This is a genomic window from Dactylosporangium sp. NBC_01737 (assembly GCF_035963215.1).
Taxonomy (GTDB): Bacteria; Actinomycetota; Actinomycetes; order Mycobacteriales; family Micromonosporaceae; genus Dactylosporangium.
Genome location: NZ_CP109153.1, coordinates 3,501,308 through 3,522,295, shown reverse-complemented (window position 1 = coordinate 3,522,295; position 20,988 = coordinate 3,501,308). Strand labels below are relative to the sequence as shown.

Below are 20,988 nucleotides of genomic sequence, written 5' to 3'. Positions count from 1 at the left end.
ACAACGGCGACGAGGGCCACGAGCAGGACGGAGCGAGGTGCCATAACCCTTTCGACGCTACCGCCACCCGCCCGGTTCCACACCGTCATGGCAGGTTGTGCCCCGCCAGCTGCCACCCGCGCGTCTCGTCGAAGCGCAGGTCGGTGGAGTGGCAGTTGAGCAGTGCGCCCAGGGTCGAGGCGAGCGCGTGCGGCCAGCCGAGCAGCGCGGCCGTGCCGTGCCGTGCCACGGCGCCGTGGGTCGCGACGACGATCGTCGCGCCGTGCGGCGCCGCGGACACGATCTCCTGCAGCGCGTCGGTCATGCGCTTGCTCAGCACGTCGACCTCCTCGACGTCGGCGTCGTCGACCGGCTCGCCGCGCCGCCAGCGCTCGAACGCCTCGGGCCAGGTGCCGCCGATCTCGGCGTGGGTCAGGCCCTCCCACTCGCCGAAGCTGCGCTCGCGCAGCCGCGGGTCATAGCTGACCGGGACGTCGACGAGCGCCGCGAGGGCCGCCATGGTGGCGCTGGCACGGCGCAGGTCGCTGGCGACGAGCACGGCGGGCTCCAAGGCCGCGAGCCGCGGTGCCGCCGCGGCCGCCTGCGCCCGCCCGGTCTCGGACAGTGGGGTGTCGATCTGCCCCTGCACCCGGCCGCCGGCATTCCACGCGGTCTGGCCGTGCCGCCAGAGGATCAGTCGCGTCACGCGGGGGCGGGCAGGTCGCGGTCGACGAACTCGATGACCGGGCAGTCCTTCCAGAGCCGGTCGAGCGAGTAGAACTCGCGCTCCTCGGAGTGGAAGACGTGGACCACGATGTCGATGTAGTCCAGCAGGACCCAGCGCCCACCCCGCTCGCCTTCGCGCCGCACCGGCTTGGCCTTGTCGGGCAGCAGCGACAGCTGCTCCTCGATGGCGTCGACGATCGAGAGGACCTGTCGCTCGTTGGGCGCCGAGGCGACCAGGAACGCGTCGGTGATGACCAGTTGGTCGGCGACGTCCAGGATGACGATGTCTTCAGCCTTCTTGTCGGCGGCCGCCTGTGCAGCGGTGAGCGCCAGCTCGATGGCACGCTCAGTCGCGGGCACCGGGCTCCCTTCGTCGGTCTGCCCCGGCCTGCTGCGCCGGGCTGCTTCTAGCCTCTCACGCCCGCACGACACTCTGCCTCTCAGATGTTGCTGACTTTTCGGTACAAACCACGCTTGGCGATGTATTGCACCACGCCGTCGGGGACGAGGTACCAGACCGGTTTGCCGTCCTCGACCCGCTGCCGGCAGTCGGTGGAGGAGATCGCCATGGCCGGCACCTGCACCAGCGAGACGGAGTCTTCGGGCAGGTGGGAGGCGTCGAGCTCGAACCCGGGGCGGGTCACGCCGACGAAATGCGCGAGGTCGAAGAGGTCCTGCGCGTCCTTCCAGGAAAGGATCTTGTTGAGCGCGTCGGCACCGGTGATGAAGAACAGCTCCGCCTCGGCACCGTACATGTCGCGAAGGTCACGCAGCGTGTCGACCGTGTACGTCGGACCGTCGCGGTCGACGTCGACGCGGCTGACCGTGAACCGCGGGTTGGACGCGGTCGCGATGACCGTCATCAGGTACCGGTCCTCCGGCGAGCTGACCACCGACCCGGTCTTCTGCCAGGGGTCCCCGGTGGGCACGAACACCACCTGGTCCAGCCCGAACCGGTCGGCCACCTCGCTCGCGGCGACCAGGTGGCCGTGGTGGATCGGGTCGAACGTCCCGCCCATGATGCCCACTCGCATCCTGGCATCGTAATGATCAGCATCGCGGAGGCACGACGTCGCCCGGACGAGTGCCTCCGTTGCCGGACCCTGAGGCCCTACGTGTAGCCTCAGGGTTCATGACGTTGTCGCACCCAAAGGGTGCCTTTGACAGCTCCCGCGCCGTTTGGCGCTCCGCCCCCGGCGAGAGCCACGGCAGCAGGGTCGAGGTGGCGTTCGTCGACGACCTGATCGGGCTGCGCAACGGCGCCGACCCGCACAGTCCGGTGCTCGTGTTCACCCAGGACGAGTGGGACGCCTTCGTCGCCGGGGCCAAGGACGGCGAATTCGACGTGTGAGCAGGGTGGCCGCCGCACGACCGCGGCGGCCACGCCTCACGGGTACAGCAGCGACCGGATCGGCGGCATCCGCTCGAGCCGGGGCGCCAGCGCGCGCAGCCGCAGCGCGAGCGTCACCGCCTCCAAAGTCGCCTCGGCGTCGCCGCCCGGCGGCACGGACGCCCGGCGGCGGTCGAGCCACGCCAGGACGTCCGGCCAGGAGTACACCGGCCGCCGCGGGTGGTCACGGACCGGTGCGGGAAACCCGCGCCCGGCCGCGACCGGCCGGCCGATGCGTGCCGCGATCACCTCGAGGGTGACGAGCGGGTCGTCGGCGACGGCCCGGTCGATGCCGACGCCCGCCGCGTCCAGGTCGCGGACCCCGGACACGACCGCGTCGACCAGCGTCGGCGCGACCCTGTCGAACGCGACCCAGGCCACGCCGTCGGCTGGCACCACCTCCACGCTCAGGTCGTCGGCCCGTCCGAACAGCAGGTCGGCCCGCTCGTCGTCCAGCGGACCGGCGACGGTCAGGCGGAACTGGCGCAGCATGGTCACCGCCCGCACGTCACGTGCCGCTGCACGAACGCGTCGATGCGCCGCGCGACCAGCTGCGCCGCCGGTCCGGGCGGCACCTCGCCGGGCACCCCCAGCCAGCCCCGGCAGCCCGGGCAGCTCAGCCGCAACCAGTGCCGGTCCCCCTCCACGTCGACGCCGGCCCCCACCATCTCGTCCATGTCATGCCCTCCCCGATCGGATCTCCGGGTCCAGCCAACACCCGGATCCGCCGTTTGGGAGGGGCCAGAGAGGGGGCCACTGACCGGCCGACATTTTCGGACATTACGACCCTCAACGCATCCTGCTAGAGTGAATACGTGCTGCATCGACTGCTGAGCTGGCGCGCCCTCTAGGGGCGGCCACTTCCTGCACGCAGACACATCCCCATCAGGCCGCCCGCTCCGGGCGGCCTTGTTGCGGAGCCCGGGCGGGCAAAAAGCACGGAGGAATCCGAAATGTCCCGTCGCATCTCCGGTTTCAAGCCCACCGGCCCGCTGCAACTCGGCAACTACGTCGGCGCGATCAGACCCGTCGTCCGTGGTCAGCACGAACAGCCCACGGTGGCGTTCATCGCCGACCTGCACGCCCTGACCGTCCAGCACGACCCGGCGCTCGTCCAGGCGCTGTCCCGCGAGGTGGCCGGCCTGCTGCTGGCCACCGGGATCGACCCCGGCCACGCCCTGCTCTACCGGCAGTCCGACGTCGCCGCCCACCTGGAGTTGCACTACCTGCTCGAGTGCGTGACCAGCTACGGCGAGGCACACCGCATGATCCAGTTCAAGGAGAAGGGCGGCGGTGGCGGCTCACGGTTGTCCCTGCTGACCTACCCGGTCCTGATGGCGGCCGACATCCTGCTGCACGACATCGAGGAGGTGCCGGTCGGCAACGACCAGCGCCAGCACGTGGAGCTGACCCGCGACCTCGCGGAACGGTTCAACGAGCGTTACGGCCCGACGTTCACGGTGCCGCGCGCCGTCCACCCGGCCGTCGCCGCGAGGATCGCGGACCTCGCCGAGCCGGGCCGCAAGATGGGCAAGACCAACGCCTCGACCGCGGGCGTGCTGTTCCTGCTCGACCCGCCCGACGTGCTGCGGCGCAAGGTCATGCGGGCGGTGACCGACACCGGCACGGAGGTGGTGTACGAGCCGCAGCAACGCCCCGGCGTCGCGAACCTCCTCGACATCCTGGGCGCGCTCACGGACCGGGATCCACGCGCCGTCGCCGGTGACTTCCAGGGGATGGGGTACGGCCGTCTCAAGACCGCGGTCGCGGACGCCGTGATCGCCACCCTCGAGCCGATCCAGGGCCGCTACCGGGCCTTGACCGACGAGGACATCGAGACGGTCCTGGCCGACGGGGCCGAACGGGCCGCCGAGCACGCGGACCGCACGGTGCGCCGGGCCAGGATCGCGCTCGGTCTCACAGGTGGACGGCGCGCTCCCGCAGGTAGCCCAGCGACGCCGGTGACGGCCGGTCGACCGCGCTGAAGCGGGCCGGGCGGAAGTCGATCTCCTCGACCAGCAGGTCCGCCTCGACCACCAGGGCCCACGGCACGTAGAAGACCCGCTCCCCCGGCAGCGACACCCCGACGAAGTCGACGGCGGGCAGCAGCGTCGGCGAGCCGACCGCCCAGACGGCGGTGGTGAACGTGGAGCCGTCGGGCCGTGCGGTCAGGGTGCAGTCCACGAGCCGCGGGTCGGCGAGGGTCCGCCGCTGGTGCTCGGCCACGTCGGTGGCGAGCCGGCGGCGGGCCTTGGCCGCCGCGTGGAAGGCGGGATGCCCCGGCTCCGGGTCGAACGGCACGACGTGCCCGTCGTCGTCGGTGGTGTACGCCATGGGCGACAGCGGCCTGGGCGTGCGCGCGTACTCGTCGGCGGCCAGGTCGAACAGCTGCTCCACCAGCCGCGGCTCGTCGGCGCAGACGAGCAGCATCAGGGTGCTCGGCAGGAACGCGACGGCCCGGCCGCCGACCTGCTCGTCGAGCTCGGCCAGCCACCCGTCCAGCAGCACCCAGGAGACCAGGTGCTCGCCGGAGTAGTCGGGCACGTGCAGCACCGACGGCCCGAAGAGCGCGGCGCTGGCCGGCAGCTCGGCGCGGGCCAGGGTGTGGTCGTGCGCGGCCGTGAAGATCTCCTCGACGCTGACGCCCCAGCGGGCGGGGCTGTCCAGGTCGACCGGGACGTCCTCGACCAGCACGACCTCGTCGAGGTGCGGCAGCGCGGGGCGGCGCAGGGTGCGGGTGCCGCGGGCGGCGTGCCGCAGCGCGAGGCGGAGCTTGGGCAGCGCCTCGTCGAACGTCTCCGGCTGGGCCGGCGGCGCCAGGCTGCTCGCGACGAAGTCGCGCACGAACTGCTTGCGGTCGCCGGAACGGCGCTGGTACTGACTGAACGCCTTGGCCAGGAAGAGCCAGCTGTACGCGTCCTGGCCGCATTCACACACGATCGCGAACTGGGTGGCGCGGAACTCGGCGTCCCGGACACCGAGCCTGCGCAGCTCTGCCAGCACCTGGTCGGCGAAGCGCTCACGAGGTGATCGCGCCGGTCGGGTCAGCCGCTCGAGGATGCCCACCGACCGAACATTAGCCTCACGCGAGCTCGGACGCGATGGCCTCGGTGGCAATAACGAGTTTTTCGTAGCACAGGCTGAGCGGACTGTGTACGTACGGCCCATAGGGTGGTATCGGTCGGTAACCGGCTGATTCGTACAAACGGATCGCTTCCGGCTGTCGGGAACCCGTCTCGAGCCGGATCAGCGGGTAGTGCGAGCCGACCGCGAGGTCCTCCAGTGCGGCGAGCACCCGCCTGGCGATGCCGGCCCCCCGGTGCGCGGGCCGCACGTACATGCGCTTGAGCTCCACGGTCTGATCGTCGATCGGCTGGATCGCGCCGCACCCGGCGCCGACCCCGTCGACCGTGGCGATCACGAACCGCGCCGCCGGGTTGATCGGGAAGCGGCGCGCGTCGGGTCCGCCGTACCGGCCGGCCATCTCGTCGGCGGCCGCGGCCAGCAGCTCCACGACCGCAGGGTCACCCGCCGAGCGGCGCGCCACCCGCACCTCGCGGTCCGCGTCGTCGAAGCGTTTCTCGAAGCAGCGGCTGCCCTCGTACCGCACGTACGGCCCGAACCGCGGGATCGGCCGGTACCCCGCGGCGAGGAACAGGGCGATGGCGTCGGATGAGGTCACGTCGGTCTCCAGCCGCAGCACGCGGTGGCCCCGCGAGGCGGCGAAGTCCTCCAGCGCGGCGAGCATCCGCCGGGCCAGACCCCGGCCACGGTAGGCCGGGCGCACGTAGAGCCGGGTGATCTCGGCGACGTCCATGTCGGCGGCCAGCAGCGCGCCGCAGGCGACCGCGTCACCGCCCATGACCGCGACGAGATACCTCGCCGCAGGGTCCACCGCGTAGACGTGACCCTCCCGGCCGCCGTCCCGCGCTCGCAGCTCGACCTGCTGATCGACCACAAGCGCGATCACTTCCGAGTCGTCCGATGGACGTTGCTCGATCAACATGGAACGACGGTACGCAACCTGGATTTCCCAGATGTTTCACCTGACCAGCGAATTTCGTTGCGCGCCGGGTTAAAAGTCGTCGAGGTCGTCCTCGCCCGCGGGTGAAAGTTCCAGCGCCTCGTAGGGCTGGCGGCGGGCACCCCGCATGGCCTTGCGCTCCGAGGCCCGCACGCGCTTGTTGGGCTCCTCGATGCGGTGGTCGGTGCCGCGGTTGCCCGGCACGTAGTCGTCCGCGGTGTACGTGTTGGGCTGCCAATCGAATTCACGGACGCCAATTCGAACCGGCGATCCGGAGACCGCGCCGGCCTTCTTGAGCGCGTCCTCGACACCGAGCCTGGCGAGCCGGTCGGCAAGATAGCCGACGGCCTCGTCGTTGTCGAAGTTGGTCTGCCGCACCCACCGCTCGGGCGCACCGCCGCTGACCACGAAGACGCCCTCGTCGTCCTGCGTGATCGTGAAGCCGCTGTCGTCGACGGCGACCGGGCGGATGACGATGCGGGTGCGCTCCGGCGGCGGCGCCAGCTTGCGCTGCTGCAGCACCAGCTCGGACATGGCGAAGATGAGCTCGCGCAGCCCCTCGTGGGTGGCCGCGCTCACCGCGTAGACGGCGTAGCCGCGCTCCTCCAGCTCGCCGCGCATGATGTCGGCGAGGTCGCGGCCGTCGGGCACGTCGATCTTGTTCAGCGCGACGATGCGTGGCCGGTCCTCCAGCCCGCCGTAGGCAGCCAGCTCGGCCTCGATCGCGTCGATGTCGGACACCGGGTCGCGCTCGGTCTCCAGCGCGGCGGTGTCGACCACGTGGACCAGCACGGCGGTGCGCTCGATGTGCCGCAGGAACTGCATGCCGAGGCCCTTGCCGGTGGCCGCGCCCGGGATGAGGCCCGGCACGTCGGCAACGGTGAAGGTGTTGTCGCCCGCCTGCACGACACCGAGGTTGGGCACCAGGGTGGTGAACGGGTAGTCGGCGATCTTCGGCCGGGCCGCGGACATCACCGCGATCAGCGACGACTTGCCGGCCGACGGGAAGCCGACCAGGCCGATGTCGGCGACGCTCTTGAGCTCCAGGACGACGTCGATCTCTTCGCCGGGCTCGCCGAGCTCCGCGAAGCCGGGCGCCTTGCGGCGGGTGTTGGCCAGGGCCGCGTTGCCGCGTCCGCCACGACCGCCGCGGGCCAGCTCGAACTCGGTGCCCTCGCCGATGAGGTCGGCGATGACCTCGCCGTCCATGCTGGTCACCACGGTGCCGTCGGGGACCCGCAGGACGAGGGTCTGGCCGTTGGCGCCGTCCCGGTCGTTGCCCGCGCCGCCGCCGCCGTTGCCACCCTTCTGGTGCGGGTGGAAGTGGAAGTCCAGCAGCGTGTGCACGCCCGGGTCCACGACGAGCTTGACGCTGCCGCCGTGGCCGCCGTCGCCGCCGTCGGGGCCGCCGAACGGCTTGAACTTCTCACGGTGGATGGACACGCAACCGTGGCCACCGTCGCCGGCCCTCACATGCAGCACGGCCCGGTCAACGAACGTGGTCACGACGCGATCCCCTCACTCACTTACACACGAACGGCGGGCAGGGAGCAGATATGCCCCCGGCCCGCCGTCCGGAAAACGAAACTTCAGCCTGCGGCTGGGGTGATGCTGACCGTCTTGCGGCCACGCTTGGTGCCGAACAGCACGTGGCCCGCGGCGAGCGCGAACAACGTGTCGTCGCCGCCACGGCCCACCAGGTCACCCGGGTGGAACTTGGTGCCGCGCTGCCGGATCAGGATCTCGCCGGCGTTGACCAGCTGGCCGCCGAACCGCTTCACGCCGAGCCGCTGGGCAGCGGAGTCGCGCCCGTTCCGCGAGCTGGACGCACCTTTTTTATGTGCCATCGCGCTGCCCCTACTTCCCGGTGGAGATGCCGGTGACCTTCACCTGGGTCAGCGGCTGGCGGTGACCCTGGCGCTTGTGGTAGCCGGTCTTGTTCTTGAACTTGTGGATCCGGATCTTCGGACCCTTGGTGTGCGCGACGACCTCAGCGGTCACCGCGGCACTGGCAAGCTTCGCCGCGTCGGTGATGAGATCTTCGCCGTCGACAAGCAACAGGGCGACCAGCGACAGTGAATCGCCAGGCTGGCCCGCGAGCTTCTCGACCTCGATCACATCGCCCTCGGCGACCTTGTACTGCTTGCCGCCGGTCTTGACGATCGCGTACATCGGACGCGGACTCCTGTCGTAGCTACTGGCGGTTGGTCATCTGCGTCGCTGCTGTGAAGAGCACGCAAAGACCCGACGCACGAAGGTGCGCCTTTAAGAGGGTACGCCATCGGTGGCGCACCCCCCAAATCAGGGGCGGGTCCGCCTGCGCAGACCACCCCGGCGGGTCCTGCGGCGGGCACCGTTGCCGGCCGACTCGTCCTCGTCCTCGTCGACGTTGTCGGGGTCGTCCTCGGAGGCGATCGGCGTGAACTCCGACTCCTCCTCGACGTCCTCCACCGTGTGCGGCACGTCGACCGTGTCGGCGTCGAGGTCCACGGAGGTGACCTCCTCCTCCGCGACCGCCGCGCCGCCGCGGCGGCCACGCCGGCGGCTGCTGCGGGCCGGCGGGGCGTCGGACTCGTCCACGCCGCTGCTCACCGACGGCTTCGCCGCGACGTGGCCGTTGCTGCTCGCGTTGCCACCGCCGCCACCGCTGCCGCCGCCACGCTTCTCCGGGATCGGCTCGGTGTGGATGATCAGGCCGCGGCCCTTGCAGACCTCGCAGGTCTCGCTGAAGGCCTCGAGCAGGCCCTGACCGACCCGCTTGCGGGTCATCTGGACCAGGCCCAGCGAGGTGATCTCGGTGACCTGGTGCTTGGTCCGGTCCCGGCCCAGGCACTCCGTCAGCCGGCGCAGCACCAGGTCGCGGTTGGACTCCAGGACCATGTCGATAAAGTCGATGACGATGATGCCGCCCAGGTCGCGCAGGCGCAGCTGGTGGACGATCTCCTCGGCCGCCTCGAGGTTGTTGCGGGTGACCGTCTCCTCGAGGTTGCCGCCGGCGCCGGTGTACTTGCCGGTGTTGACGTCGATGACGGTCATCGCCTCGGTGCGGTCGATGACGAGGCTGCCGCCGGAGGGCAGGAACACCCGCCGGTCGAGGGCCTTGATCAGCTGCTCGTCGATGCGCAGGTCGGCGAAGACGTCGTTGACGCCGGTGTAGCGACGCACCCGGTCGACCAGGTCCGGCGACACGTGCGAGAGGTAGGGCTCCACCGACTCGTAGGCGTCGTTGCCCTGGATGACCAGCTCGTGGAAGTCCTCGTTGAACAGGTCACGCACGACCCGCACGACCAGCTCGGGCTCCTCGTAGAGCAGGGCCGGCGCGCTGCTGCTGCCGGACTTCTCCTGGATGGCCTCCCACTGCGCCTGCAGCCGCTTGACGTCGCGGGCCAGGTCGTCCTCGCTGGCGCCCTCGGCGGCGGTGCGCACGATGACCCCGGCGCCGTCGGGCACCAGGTTCTTCAGCACGTCGCGGAGGCGCTTGCGCTCGATGTCGGACAGCTTGCGGCTGATGCCGGAGGCGTTGCCGTGCGGCACATAGACCAGGTGCCGGCCGGACAGCGCGATGTGGCTGGTCAGCCGGGCGCCCTTGGTGCCGATCGGGTCCTTGGTCACCTGCACCAGCACCGAGTCGCCCGACTTCAGGGCCTGCTCGATGGAGCGGGTGCGGCCCTCCAGGCCGGTCGCGTCCCAGTTGACCTCGCCGGCGTAGAGCACCGCGTTGCGGCCCCGGCCGATGTCGACGAACGCCGCCTCCATGCTGGGCAGCACGTTCTGCACCCGGCCGAGGTAGACGTTGCCCACCATCGAGCTGGACGAGGCCCGGGTGACGTAGTGCTCGACGAGCACCTTGTCCTCCAGGACCGCGATCTGGGTCCGGTCGTTCTTCTGGCGGATCACCATGGTGCGGTCGACCGCCTCGCGGCGGGCCAGGAACTCCGACTCCGACAGGATCGGCGGGCGGGTCCGGCGCTGCTCGCGACCGTCCCGGCGGCGCTGGCGCTTGGCCTCCAGGCGGGTCGAGCCGGAGATGCCCTGGACCTCGTCGCGGTCGCGCTCACGGGCGGCCGGTCGCGGCTCGCGGATCTTCACCACGACGTGCGGGTCGTCGGCGGGCTCGGTGTCCGCGGCGCCCTTGCGCCGGCGGCGGCGCCGGCGGCGGGTCAGGCCCTCGGCGTCCTCGTCGCCGTCCTCGGCCGCCTCGGCGTCCTCGTCGGCCGCGGCCTCCTCGCCCTCGCCTTCGCCGTCGGTCTCACCCTCGCCGTCGACGTCGTCGATGTCCTCGCCGAGCGTGCCACGGCCACGGCCACGGCCACGGCGGCCGCGCCGCCGCCGGCGGCGGGTGCCGGGCTCGAACTCGTCGTCGTCCTCGTCCTCGTCGGCCTCCGCGTCGACCTCGTCGGTCTCCACCGGCGCCTCGACGGCGGCGGGCGCCTCCTCGGTGGTGCGGCGGCCCCGGCGGCGGCGACTGCGGCCGACCGGCTCCTCGGCGAGCTCGTCACCCAGGTCTTCGGCGTAGTCGGAGGCCGCGACGGGTGCCGGCGCGGCGAACGGGTCGATGCCGGACGCGGTGCCGGGCGCGACGGCGGCCGGGCGGACCGGCTCGACCTCCTCGCTCGGCGGCATGAACAGCACCTGGATCGGCGCGGCCCGGCGTCCCCGGCGGGCCGGGGGCTCCTCGACAGGCGGCTCCTCGACGGGCGGCTCCTCGACCGGCGGCTCCTCGGCGAGGGCGTCCTCCTCGAGGACGGGCTCCTCGTCGGGGACGGGCGCAACGGCCTCCGGCAGCGGCTCGGGCTCCTCCACCGGGACCGCCTTGACGGCCCGGCGGCGGGTGCGGGTGGCCTTGACCGGCGCGACCGCGGGCTCCTCGGTGTCCAGCGGCAACGCCTGCTGCCCGGACTCGCCCAATTCGCCCGTTTCGTCGCTTGCTGTCGCCTTCACCGCTCGGCGGCGGGTCCTGCGCACGGGCGCCGGCTCGGCGTCCGGATCGGGTGCGGCGGACGTCGCGGCCTCCGCGGGTGCCGCGTCGTCCGTGGCCCCGGTCCCGGGGTCGACGGGCGAGGCGGTCGCCTTGGTGGCCCGGCGCCGCGTGCGGCGGACGGGAGTGGTCTCTTCGGTGGTGGCGGCGTCTGCAACCGGCTCATCGCCGGTTGCCTCGCCGCTTGCCGACTCGTTGTCGAACATGCGGACGTTCTCCAGTTCTGGCGCTCCCGGGCGCGTACAAACGCAGCCACACGGGGGCACCTATATGTTGTGCCGGCGGAGGTATCCGCTCGCACGGACGATCCGCCGAAAGTCTGCCAACTTCGCCGACTACACCAGTGACGAAGCCCCGACGACGACCGCCGGCCGATCCGCAGCGAGCGGATCGACGAACTCACCCTGCGCGGTCAGCACGCCCTGAGCCAGTCGGGTCGCACGAGGCGGGACCGGAGGCTCCAGGCCGGCTACTACACGCAGACCGGACAGCACATCATCGGGTCGCACGGTCGGGGTTCCCTGCCGCACGACAAGGTCGAGTATCGCACACGGTGCGTCGGTGACCTCGGAAGGTATCTCACCGGGGGTAGAAGGGGCGGGGATCAGGGCCAGCCGGACGACGGCGGCGCGCGTGTCGAAGACCCGCTTGCCCTGTTTGGTGAGCCGCTCCACGAGCACCTCGGGGGCGTCCAGGAAGGCCCGGACCGCCGCCTCGGCCTCGGCCGGCGTGATGCCGGGCAGCTCGAGATGCCAGGCCGACGCGTCGATGCGATCGGCGAGGCTGCCGCCGCCGTTGAGCGGCGACTGGACGGCCTCGATCACGTCGAGGCCGGGTGAGAGCGCCGCGTCGAGGGCGGCGCGCAGGTCCGAGGGCTCCACCACGGCCCGCAGGCCGATCTCCAGGTATTCCGCCTCGCTGGCGACGCCGGTCGGCGCCGCCGAGGCGTAGGAGACCTTCGGGTGCGGGGTGAAACCCTGCGAGTAGGCGATCGGCACGTTGGCACGCAGCAGCGCCCGCTCGAACGCGCGAGCGAAGTCACGGTGCGAGGTGAAGCGCATCGGGCCCCGCTTGGCGTACCGCAGCCGGATCCGCTGCACGACGGGGTCCTGCCCACCCTCGGGCTGACGCTTAGCCACGGCCGGGCACCCTCAGTCCCGGGCCGACCGGGGTCAGCGGGAGCAGCTTCTTGCCCGTGGGGCCGATCTGGATCTCGGTGTCCTGGCTCGGGCACACGCCGCAGTCGAAGCACGGCGTCCACCGGCAGTCGTCCTGCTCGAACCCGGTGACCGAGTCCTGCCAGTCCTGCCAGAGCCAGTCCTTGTCCAGGCCGGAGTCCAGGTGGTCCCACGGCAGGACCTCGTTCTGGTCGCGCTCGCGGGTCGTGAACCAGTCCAGGTCCACGCCGAAGTCCGGCAGCACCGCCGTGGCGGCGTCGACCCAGCGCTGGAAGGAGAAGTGCTCGGACCAGCCGTCGAAGCGGCCGCCGGACTCCCAGACCCGCCGGATGACCGCGCCGACCCGCCGGTCACCCCGGCTGAGCAGGCCCTCGATCAGGGAGGGCTGGCCGTCGTGATACCGGTAGCCGATCGCCTTGCCGAGGTTGCGGTCGGCATTGATCGCGTTCTTCAGCGCCCGGAGGCGGTGGTCGATGACCTCCGGGGTCTCCATCTTCGCCCACTGGAACGGCGTGTGCGGCTTCGGGACGAACCCGCCGATCGACACCGTGCAGCGGATGTCGCGCGAGCCGGTGGCCTCGCGGCCGGCCCGGATGACCTCGTGCGCCAGCTTGGCGATCTGCAGCACGTCGTCGTCGGTCTCGGTCGGCAGGCCGCACATGAAGTACAGCTTCACCGCCCGCCAGCCGTTGCTGTACGCCGTGACGACCGTGCGGATCAGGTCCTCCTCGGTGACCATCTTGTTGATCACCTTGCGGATCCGCTCCGAGCCGCCCTCCGGCGCGAACGTCAGCCCCGTGCGCCGGCCGTTGCGGGCCAGCTCCTGGGCGAGCGTCACGTTGAAGGCGTCGACCCGGGTCGAGGGCAGCGACAGGGAGACGTTGGTCCCCTCGTACTGCTGGGCCAGGCCGGAGCACATGTCGCCGATCTCGGAGTGGTCCGCCGAGGACAGCGACAGCAGGCCGACCTCGTGGAAGCCGGAGAACTCCAGGCCCTCCTTGACCATCTGCCCGACGGTCGTGATCGAGCGCTCCCGCACCGGGCGGGTGATCATCCCCGCCTGGCAGAAGCGGCAGCCCCTCGTGCACCCGCGGAAGATCTCCACGGCGTAGCGCTCGTGCACGGTCTCCGCGAGGGGCACCAGCGGCCGCTTCGGGTACGGCCACGCGTCAAGGTCCATCGTGGTGCGCTTGTGCACCCGGAACGGGACGTCGGCGCGGTTCGGCACGACCCGCTGGATGCGGCCGTCGGGCAGGTAGTCGACGTCGTAGAAGCGCGGCACGTAGACCGACTCGGTCTTCGCCAGGCGCAGCAGCAACTCGTCGCGGCCGCCGGGCGAGCCCTCGCCCTTCCACTCCCGCACGATGGCGGTGATCTCCAGGACCGCCTCCTCGCCGTCGCCGAGGACGGCGGCGTCGATGAAGTCGGCGATCGGCTCCGGGTTGAACGCGGCGTGCCCGCCGGCCAGGACGATCGGGTGCCGGTCGTCCCGGTCGCGGGAGTCCAGCGGGATCCCTGCCAGGTCGAGCATCGTGAGCATGTTGGTGTAGCCGAGCTCGGTGGCGAAGGAGATGCCGAACAGGTCGAACGCCGTCACCGGGCGGTGCGCCTCCACGGTGAACTGCGGCACACCCTCGGCGCGCATGAGCGCCTCCAGATCGGGCCAGACCGCGTAGGTGCGCTCGGCGAGCACGTCGGGCTGCTCGTTGAGCACCTCGTAGAGGATCTGGACGCCCTGGTTGGGCAGGCCGACCTCGTAGGCGTCGGGGTAGGACAGGGCCCACCGCACGGTGGCGGAGTCCCAGTCCTTGATGACCGCACCGAGCTCACCGCCCACGTATTGGATCGGCTTGCTGATCCGGGGCAGCAGACGCTCGAGTTGCGGAAAGACGCTTGTGACGCTCACGAGCTACCAGGGTACGCGCCGCCGCGTCACGATTCCCGGTGGCGCCTCCGCGGCTCCCGCCCCGCGGGTTGCCGGGGCGTCGGCGTGGCCGGCCGCGGCGGCGGGATGTGCAGCGTGACGGGCTTGTCCGGGCCGACGGAGAACTGCTCGCCGTGGTGGCGCAGCGTCATCTTTCCCGAGTCCAGGGTGTACGTCGCCTCCCGGTGGTTGACGTCGACCCGCAGGATGCTGCCGTGGCAGGTGATCGCGAACGACAGCCGTTCGAGGCGGTCCGGCAGCCGCGGCATGAACGACAGCTCCCCGCCGTGGTCGCGCATGCCGCCGAGGCCCGCGACCAGCGCCAGCCACGTGCCGGCAAGGGAGGCCATGTGCAGCCCGTTACCGGCGTTGTGCTGCAGGTTGTACAGGTCGACGAAGGCCGCCTCGCCCAGGTAGTCGTACGCCAGCTCGGTGTGCCCGACCTCGGCGGCCATGACCGCCTGCGTGCACGCCGACAGCGAGGAGTCACGCACCGTGCGCTCCTCGTAGTAGGCGAAGTTGCGGGCCTTCTGCTCCGGGGTGAACGCGTCGCCCCGCCAGTGCATGGCGAGGACCAGGTCGGCCTGCTTGACGACCTGCTTGCGGTACAGGTCGAAGTACGGGTAGTGCAGCAGCAGCGGGTAGCGCTCCGCGGGTGTGCCGGCGAAGTCCCAGTCCTGGTGCCGGGTGAAACCGGCGGACTGCTCGTGCACCCGCAGCTCGTCGCTGTAGGGCAGATGCACCCGGGCCGCCGCGTCCCGCCACGACGCGATCTCCTCGTCGTCGACGCCGATCGCGTGCGCCGCGTCCGGGTGGCGTTCGGACGCGCTGGCCGCGGCGAGCAGGTTCTGCTGGGCCATGAGGTTGGTGTAGATGTTGTCGTCGGCGATCGCGCTGTACTCGTCGGGGCCGGTGACGCCGTCGATGTGGAAGACGCCGTGCCGGTCGTGGTGGCCCAGCGACCGCCACAGCCGGGCCGTCTCCACCAGCAGCTCCAGGCCGAACTCCAGCTCGAACGCGGTGTCGCCGGTGGCCCCCACGTACCGTTCGACGGCCCCGGCGATGTCGGCGTTGACGTGGAACCCGGCGGTTCCGGCCGGCCAGTAGGCGGAGCACTCCTGCCCGCGGATCGTCCGCCAGGGGAACGCCGCCCCGGACAGGTTCAGCTGCGCCGCCCGGTCCCGGGCCAGCTGCAGCGTGTCGTGGCGCCACCGCAGCCCGTCACGGGCCGCCTGCGGATGGGTGTACGTCAGGACCGGCAGCACGAAGCCCTCGGTGTCCCAGAACACGTGCCCGTCGTAGCCGCGGCCGGTCAGGCCCTTCGCCGCGATCGGCCGGGCCTCGGCCCGCGCGCCGGCCTGCATCAGGTGGAACAGCGCGAAGCGCACCGCCTGCTGGATCTCCGCGTCGCCCTCGACCTCGACGTCCGCCTGCGCCCAGAACCCGTCGAGGAAGCGGCGCTGCGCGGCGACGAGCCCGTCCCAGCCGCCGAGCCGGGCCCCGGCGATCGCGCCGTGGACCTGGTCACGGATCGCCTGGCGGGAGCGTTGGCTCGACCAGCCGTACGCGAGGTACTTGACGATCCGCAGCCGCTGCCCGGGCTGCAGCTCGCAGGCGAACGTGGTCCTCGCCCAGTCCGGCGTCGCCTCGGTGTGCGAGCGCACCGGCACCGGGGCCTCGACCTCGTGGTCCATCTCCGCGCCGAGCCGCAGCCAGCTGGCCTTCGTGCGGTGCAGCAGCTGGGCGTTGAGGCCGCGGGCGTCGTGCTCCTCCGGGACCAGGGCGTGGCCGAGCGCCGCCGCGACCCGCGGGTCCTTGCTCGGCTGCGGGACGTCCTCGTTGGCGACCAGCTCCGACTGCACGATCACCCGCGCCGGGCCGTCGACGGGCTCGACCTCGTACAGGAAGGCCGCGATCGAACGCTGTTCGAGGGAGACCATGCGGGTGGTGCGGATTTTGATGCGCTGCTCGGCCGGCGAGGACCACTCCACGTCGCGGGTCAGGGTGCCGGCCCGCAGGTCCAGGACGCGCTCGTGGCTGAGCAGGTTGCCGTACCGCACGTCGAACGGCTCGTCGTCGACCAGCAGCCGGAACACCTTGCCGTTGGTGACGTTGAGGATCGACTGGCCCTCCTCGGGGAAGCCGTAACCGGCCTCCGCGTAGGGCAGCGGGCGCTCCTCGTAGAACGAGTTGAGGTAGGTGCCGGGCAGCCCGAACGGCTCACCCTCGTCGAGGTTGCCGCGCAGCCCCATGTGCCCGTTGGACAGGGCGAACAGCGACTCCGTCTGCCCCAGGTCGTCGAGGTCGAGCCGGGTCTCGCGGACCACCCACGGCTCGACCGGGAACATCGCCATCAATCCTCCAGCAGTGCGTCGAGATCGGCCACGACCACGTCGGCGCCGGCCGCCCGCAGATCCTCGGCGTGTCCGGCGCCGATCCGGTCCACCCCGACGACGAAGCCGAACCCGCCGGCCTTCCCCGCCGCCACCCCCGATATCGCGTCCTCGAACACCGCCGCCTGCTGCGGTGTGACGCCGAGCTCCTGTGCCGCCGCCAGGAACGTGTCCGGGGCGGGCTTGCCGCGCAGCCCGCGCTTCTTGACGGTGCTGCCGTCGACCCTGACCTCCAGGTACCGGTCGAGCCCCGTCGACGTGATCACCTGCAAGGTGTTGGCGCTGGAGCTGACCACCGCCCGCCGCAGACCCGCCTTGGCCGCCGCCTGCAGGTAGCGCACCGAGCCCGGGTACGGCTCCAGGCCTTCCTTGATGAGTGTGAGCAGCAACTCGTTCTTGCGGTTGCCCAGGCCGGAGACGGTCTGCGCGTCGGGCGGGTCGTCGGGCGTGCCCTCGGGCAGGGTGATGCCGCGGGAGGCGAGGAAGTCGCGGACCCCGGCCTCGCGGGGCTTGCCGTCGACGTAGTCGTTGTAGTCCTCGACCGGGTCGAACGGGCGCTGCCCGTCACGCCCCCTGAGGAAGTCGTCGAACGTCCTGGTCCATGCCTTGTTGTGGATGACCGCGGTCGGGGTGAGCACCCCGTCGAGGTCGAACAGGCAGGCGGTCACGTGTTCCGGTAGACCCAGCACACCGCAACGGTATCCGCGCCAGGTGCCCATCAAACCTGTCGTCGCTGAACGGCGGTTCGTGCATGGGGTGGCTAGCCTTCGAGGTGTGACACTCCCGGATGAATCGCCGACCGAACGCCAGCCCGCCACGCCGACGTGGGTGGGTTCGGCGTCGGTGCCGCCGGGCGGTTCACGGCGGCGCCGGCAGTGGGAGGACACCCTCGACCTGCCCGCCGCGCCCCGGACCGTGCCACTGCCGCCGGAGCCCGCCGCGCCGCCGCCGCAGATCCGGTACGTGCCGGTCCCCCAGTACGGCCCGCCGCCGCCCGGATACCGCCCGCCGCCGGGGTACCGGCCGCCGCCCGGATACGCTCCCCCGCCGCCACCGCAGTACCGGCGGCGCAAGCGCCGCTGGCCGTGGGTGATGCTGCTGCTGTTCGCGTTGTGCGCGGGCTGCTGCGGCGGCTCCTACGCGTGGGCCCGCCCCTACTGGGTGCAGTACCCGGCATCGGTCCAGGTGGATGCGACGGTGCCGGGGCTCACGCGGACCAGCGACGCCGGCGCCAAGAAGGCGGCCACCGACCTGCAGAAGGCGCTGACCTCGGACCACCTCGACGAGTCCGGCTTCACCGTGACCTACACCGACGCGTCCAACAAGTCGCTGCGGGTCCTCGTCGCCGGCGCCACCCGCTTCATCACCGACCCGACCCGCGACCTGGAGGCCAGCGTCCGCAAGCTCCCGCCGGCCCTGCAGGTCGGCACCGTGCGCGACATCGACCCGGGCACGTTCGGCGGCGAGCAGCGCTGCGCGGCGGCCCGCTTCGACGGCCGGTCGGCGACCCTCTGCGGCTGGGCCGACCACGGCGTCATCGCCCTTGCCGTCTTCCCCGGCAAGTCCCTGGAGCAGGCGGCGACCCTGACCCAGAACATCCGCGGCTCCATCGTCCGCCGCGACTGAACCGGGGCAGGGGCCTCAGTCGCCCGAGGGTGCGGTGCCGTTGTGGCCGTTGGTCGCGGCGATCTGGTCGGGGCGTTTCGGCGCGTACCTGGCGACGTACTCCTGCCCGGTGAGCTGCTGGATCGCGTTCATCAGCTTCAGGGTCAGCTCCCGCAGGCCGCGGCTGTCGACCTCGCCGCCCTGCCACGGGCTCAGGTCGAGCGGCTCGCCGACGCGGACCTCGACGGTCGGGCCGAGACGGGGCACGGAGGCGCCGATCGGCTGGACCTTCTCGGTGTTGAGGATGCCGATCGGGATGATCGGGGCGGGCGCGTCGAGGGCGAGCTTCGCCACGCCGGGACGGCCCCGGTACAGCCGGCCGTCGGGCGAGCGGGTGCCCTCGGGGAAGATGCCGAGGACGTGGCCGGCGCGCAGGACCGGCAGCGCGGCGTCGAGCGCCATCAGGCTGGCCCGGCCGCCGGAGCGGTCGACGGGGATCTGGTTCAGCCCGTACATGACGTTGCGCATGAACGCGCCCTTGACGCCGGGGCCGACGAAGTACTCGTCCTTGGCGAGGAAGTAGACGTTGCGCGGCATGAGCGCACCCATCAGCACCGAGTCGATGACGGACTGGTGGTTGCTGGCGAGGATCGCCGGGCCGCTGGTCGGCACGTTGTCCAGTCCGCTGACCTTGGGCCGCCACAGCAGGCGGGTAGCTGGTGAGATCGCGAACTTGCCGACCGCATAAAGCGCGGACAAATGCCCTCCACCAGGCTCAACAGACGATGCCGCCCACTGTAGACGGCGTGGGTCGTCCGGTCAGCCGGAGATGTCACACCGTGGGCAACACCACCCGTGTCCTACCGCTACCGGCCGATCACGATGCGACGAGCATCACGACGCGACGAGCACCAGGGCGGTGGCCGCGAGACCGAGCCCCGCGAGCTGCACCGGGCGCAGCCGCTCGCGGTCGACGAGCATCGCCAGCAGGACGGTGCTCACCGGGTACAGCGAGGCGACCGGCGCGATGATGCTCAGGTCACCGCGCTGGACCGCCATGATGTAGAGCGCGTTGGCGGTCATGTCGAGCATCCCGGCGGTGAGCAGCCACCGCAGCGGCACACCGGACGGCCGCGGCGCGCCACGGCGGCGCAGCAGCAGCGGCGCGCCGAGCCCGACGGCGGCGACCTGCGCGCCGAGGATCGGCCACATGCCGGCGTCCCCTCCGGCGGCGTCGGCCGCGTCGCCGGCACCCGACAGGCAGATGAAGAACAGGCCGAACGCGGCACCCGCGGCGAGCGCGAGCCCGATGAGCCGCCCGGTGACCTTGACCCCGCCGCCTTCACCGCCGACCCCGCCGACCTCGCCGCCGCCGGGCGCGAGGCTGACGAGGCCGATGGCCGCGATCGCGCAGGCGGCGCCGGTCAGGGCCAGCCCGCCGGGGCGCTCGCCCTGCAACAGGCCGGCGCCGAGGGGCAGCAGCGCGGTGGTGACGGCGCTGACGGGCGCGACGACCGTCATCGCGCCCCCGGCCATCGCCTTGTAGAACACCATCATCCCGGCGACGCCGAATACCCCGGCCGCGGCGCCCCAGCCGACGGCCCCGAGGTGCAGGGGTGCGGGCATGAGCACGAGGTAGATCAGCAGCAACGGGATGCTGGCGGCCTTCGACAGCACGACGACGGTGACCGCGTCGACGCGCTGGCTGGCCTTGCCCCCGGCGAAGTCGCCGACGCCCCACACCAGCCCGGACAGCGCGGCGAGCACCAGCCCGATCATGCCGCCGCCTCCGCTGCGCTGCGGCGTCGGCCTGATCTGAAGGCCGCGCCCACGATGACCAGCTCCTCGCTCCGCTGCGGGCCGGTCATGCCGCCACCTCCGCTGCCCTGCGGCGTCGGCCTGATCTGAAGGCCGCGCCCACGATGACCAGCTCCTCGCTCCGCTGCGGGCCGGTCATGCCGCCACCTCCGCTGCGCTCCGGCGTCGACCTGACCCACACTGCAATGCCGATGACCGGCCCGAGACGCTGCGCTGGCCGGTCATGCCGCCACCTCCGCTGCGCTCCGGCGTCGACCCGACCCACACTGCAATGCCGATGACCGGCCCGAGACGCTGCGCTGGCCGGTCATGCGAGCCGCTGCACGGTCACGGTGTCGGCGTCGATGAGCTCGGCGAGCATCGTGGCGGCCGGGGTCAGGTCGGTGTCCAGCCCTTCGAGCAGGAACACCGCGGACGTGGTCGCGGCGGTGATCGCCGTGCGGCGGCCCTGGCGCCAGTTCCACCGGCGGCAGGTCACGCCGAGGTCGTCGCGCCAGATCACCTCGCCGGGCTCCGGGGTCTCCACGACCGGGGCGCCCTCCTTCACCGTGTCGAACGGCTCGTCGCCGGCGGCCCGGACCAGGCGCTCGGTCCCGGCGAGCGCGAGGCGGTCCTCGCCGCCGATCGGCACGGCGAAGCGGATGCTCACGGCGTTGTACGCATCGACGAGCCGGTCGACCACGGGCACGTCACCGCGGGCGGCCCGCTTGCGCAGCGCCTCGGCGGAGCACGGCGTGCGCTGCGGCTTCGCGCCGAACGCCCGGTAGACGTCGCGCCACGCCTCCAGCGGCACGGTCAGGTCGCGGGCGTCGTTGATCGCCTGGTGCAGGACGGCGCCGTCGCTGGGACCGTTGCGCAACCCGTCGGCGAGGACCGCGAGAACGGTAGCCTCATGGCCCACGGACCGGCACAGGTCGAGCACCTCATCGGCGATGGCGAACATGCCCCATGTCGTATCACAATATTGACCGTG

Annotated in this window: 21 protein-coding genes; 3 read left to right on the top strand and 18 right to left on the bottom strand. The window is 71.8% G+C overall.

Going from position 1 to position 20,988, the window contains the following annotated elements; all coding sequences use genetic code 11:
* Nucleotides 1–85: 85 nt before the first annotated feature.
* From OHA72_RS15875 to nadD, 3 genes are all read right to left on the bottom strand, one after another.
* Nucleotides 86–685, bottom strand: coding sequence for a histidine phosphatase family protein (locus OHA72_RS15875; RefSeq protein WP_327008586.1), 600 nt, complete (start codon nt 683–685; stop codon nt 86–88).
* Entirely contained in the window at nt 682–1,065 is a 384-nt protein-coding gene (gene rsfS, locus OHA72_RS15870) for a ribosome silencing factor (protein ID WP_327008585.1), read from the bottom strand. Before rsfS ends, OHA72_RS15875 begins: the two co-directional genes overlap by 4 nt.
* A gap of 80 nt (nt 1,066–1,145) precedes the next feature.
* Complete coding sequence (gene nadD / locus OHA72_RS15865; RefSeq protein WP_442788586.1) at nt 1,146–1,739, bottom strand: nicotinate-nucleotide adenylyltransferase; 594 nt, start codon at nt 1,737–1,739, stop codon at nt 1,146–1,148.
* A 98-nt stretch (nt 1,740–1,837) separates the two neighbouring features.
* Between nadD and OHA72_RS15860 the strand changes: the two genes are divergently transcribed.
* Nucleotides 1,838–2,056: a DUF397 domain-containing protein gene (locus OHA72_RS15860; RefSeq protein WP_033365485.1), complete on the top strand. Its 219-nt coding sequence runs from the start codon at nt 1,838–1,840 to the stop codon at nt 2,054–2,056.
* 36 nt (nt 2,057–2,092) lie between these two features.
* On the opposite strand, the gene OHA72_RS15855 is transcribed toward OHA72_RS15860, so the two are convergent.
* Complete coding sequence (locus tag OHA72_RS15855) at nt 2,093–2,593, bottom strand: helix-turn-helix transcriptional regulator (protein ID WP_327008584.1); 501 nt, start codon at nt 2,591–2,593, stop codon at nt 2,093–2,095.
* Nucleotides 2,590–2,772: a hypothetical protein gene (locus OHA72_RS15850; protein ID WP_327008583.1), complete on the bottom strand. Its 183-nt coding sequence runs from the start codon at nt 2,770–2,772 to the stop codon at nt 2,590–2,592. The genes OHA72_RS15855 and OHA72_RS15850 overlap by 4 nt, the downstream gene beginning before the upstream one ends.
* Nucleotides 2,773–3,048: 276 nt before the next feature.
* Between OHA72_RS15850 and trpS the strand changes: the two genes are divergently transcribed.
* Nucleotides 3,049–4,080, top strand: a complete 1,032-nt coding sequence (gene trpS, locus OHA72_RS15845) for a tryptophan--tRNA ligase (protein ID WP_327008582.1) — start codon at nt 3,049–3,051, stop codon at nt 4,078–4,080.
* On the opposite strand, the gene OHA72_RS15840 is transcribed toward trpS, so the two are convergent.
* The 10 genes from OHA72_RS15840 to OHA72_RS15795 all read right to left on the bottom strand — a co-directional run bounded on the left by OHA72_RS15840 (nt 4,013) and on the right by OHA72_RS15795 (nt 17,281).
* On the bottom strand, nt 4,013–5,161 hold the full coding sequence (locus OHA72_RS15840; RefSeq protein ID WP_327008581.1) for a hypothetical protein: 1,149 nt from the start codon (nt 5,159–5,161) through the stop codon (nt 4,013–4,015). The two genes, trpS and OHA72_RS15840, sit on opposite strands and share 68 nt — an antisense overlap.
* Nucleotides 5,162–5,177: 16 nt before the next feature.
* Nucleotides 5,178–6,101: a GNAT family N-acetyltransferase gene (locus OHA72_RS15835; RefSeq protein ID WP_327008580.1), complete on the bottom strand. Its 924-nt coding sequence runs from the start codon at nt 6,099–6,101 to the stop codon at nt 5,178–5,180.
* Nucleotides 6,102–6,170: 69 nt separating this feature from the next.
* Nucleotides 6,171–7,625: a GTPase ObgE gene (gene obgE / locus OHA72_RS15830; RefSeq protein WP_327008579.1), complete on the bottom strand. Its 1,455-nt coding sequence runs from the start codon at nt 7,623–7,625 to the stop codon at nt 6,171–6,173.
* An 83-nt stretch (nt 7,626–7,708) separates the two neighbouring features.
* Nucleotides 7,709–7,966 (bottom strand): 50S ribosomal protein L27, encoded by a 258-nt coding sequence (gene rpmA / locus OHA72_RS15825; RefSeq protein ID WP_327008578.1) that lies wholly within the window; start codon nt 7,964–7,966, stop codon nt 7,709–7,711.
* 10 nt (nt 7,967–7,976) lie between these two features.
* Nucleotides 7,977–8,291 carry a 50S ribosomal protein L21 gene (gene rplU / locus OHA72_RS15820; protein ID WP_203853353.1) on the bottom strand — a complete coding sequence of 105 codons (315 nt, stop codon included), beginning with the start codon at nt 8,289–8,291 and terminating at the stop codon, nt 7,977–7,979.
* 129 nt (nt 8,292–8,420) lie between these two features.
* Nucleotides 8,421–11,303 carry an Rne/Rng family ribonuclease gene (locus OHA72_RS15815; RefSeq protein WP_327008577.1) on the bottom strand — a complete coding sequence of 961 codons (2,883 nt, stop codon included), beginning with the start codon at nt 11,301–11,303 and terminating at the stop codon, nt 8,421–8,423.
* A 129-nt stretch (nt 11,304–11,432) separates the two neighbouring features.
* Nucleotides 11,433–12,158 (bottom strand): TIGR03936 family radical SAM-associated protein, encoded by a 726-nt coding sequence (locus tag OHA72_RS15810; protein ID WP_327011572.1) that lies wholly within the window; start codon nt 12,156–12,158, stop codon nt 11,433–11,435.
* 70 nt (nt 12,159–12,228) lie between these two features.
* Nucleotides 12,229–14,181: a TIGR03960 family B12-binding radical SAM protein gene (locus OHA72_RS15805; protein WP_327008576.1), complete on the bottom strand. Its 1,953-nt coding sequence runs from the start codon at nt 14,179–14,181 to the stop codon at nt 12,229–12,231.
* Between the two features lie 26 nt (nt 14,182–14,207).
* On the bottom strand, nt 14,208–16,553 hold the full coding sequence (locus OHA72_RS15800) for a glycoside hydrolase family 65 protein (RefSeq protein WP_327008575.1): 2,346 nt from the start codon (nt 16,551–16,553) through the stop codon (nt 14,208–14,210).
* Entirely contained in the window at nt 16,553–17,281 is a 729-nt protein-coding gene (locus OHA72_RS15795) for an HAD family hydrolase (protein WP_327008574.1), read from the bottom strand. The genes OHA72_RS15800 and OHA72_RS15795 overlap by 1 nt, the downstream gene beginning before the upstream one ends.
* Nucleotides 17,282–17,366: 85 nt before the next feature.
* Between OHA72_RS15795 and OHA72_RS15790 the strand changes: the two genes are divergently transcribed.
* A complete protein-coding gene (locus tag OHA72_RS15790; RefSeq protein WP_327008573.1) occupies nt 17,367–18,218 on the top strand; it encodes a hypothetical protein in 852 nt (283 codons plus the stop codon).
* 15 nt (nt 18,219–18,233) lie between these two features.
* Here OHA72_RS15790 and OHA72_RS15785 read toward each other — a convergent pair whose 3' ends face one another.
* The 3 genes from OHA72_RS15785 to OHA72_RS15775 form a co-directional block, all read right to left on the bottom strand.
* Nucleotides 18,234–18,956: a lysophospholipid acyltransferase family protein gene (locus OHA72_RS15785; protein WP_327008572.1), complete on the bottom strand. Its 723-nt coding sequence runs from the start codon at nt 18,954–18,956 to the stop codon at nt 18,234–18,236.
* A gap of 135 nt (nt 18,957–19,091) precedes the next feature.
* Nucleotides 19,092–19,976, bottom strand: a complete 885-nt coding sequence (locus OHA72_RS15780; protein ID WP_327008571.1) for an EamA family transporter — start codon at nt 19,974–19,976, stop codon at nt 19,092–19,094.
* A 346-nt stretch (nt 19,977–20,322) separates the two neighbouring features.
* Nucleotides 20,323–20,958, bottom strand: coding sequence for a B3/B4 domain-containing protein (locus OHA72_RS15775; RefSeq protein ID WP_327008570.1), 636 nt, complete (start codon nt 20,956–20,958; stop codon nt 20,323–20,325).
* Between the last annotated feature and the right edge of the window lie 30 nt (nt 20,959–20,988).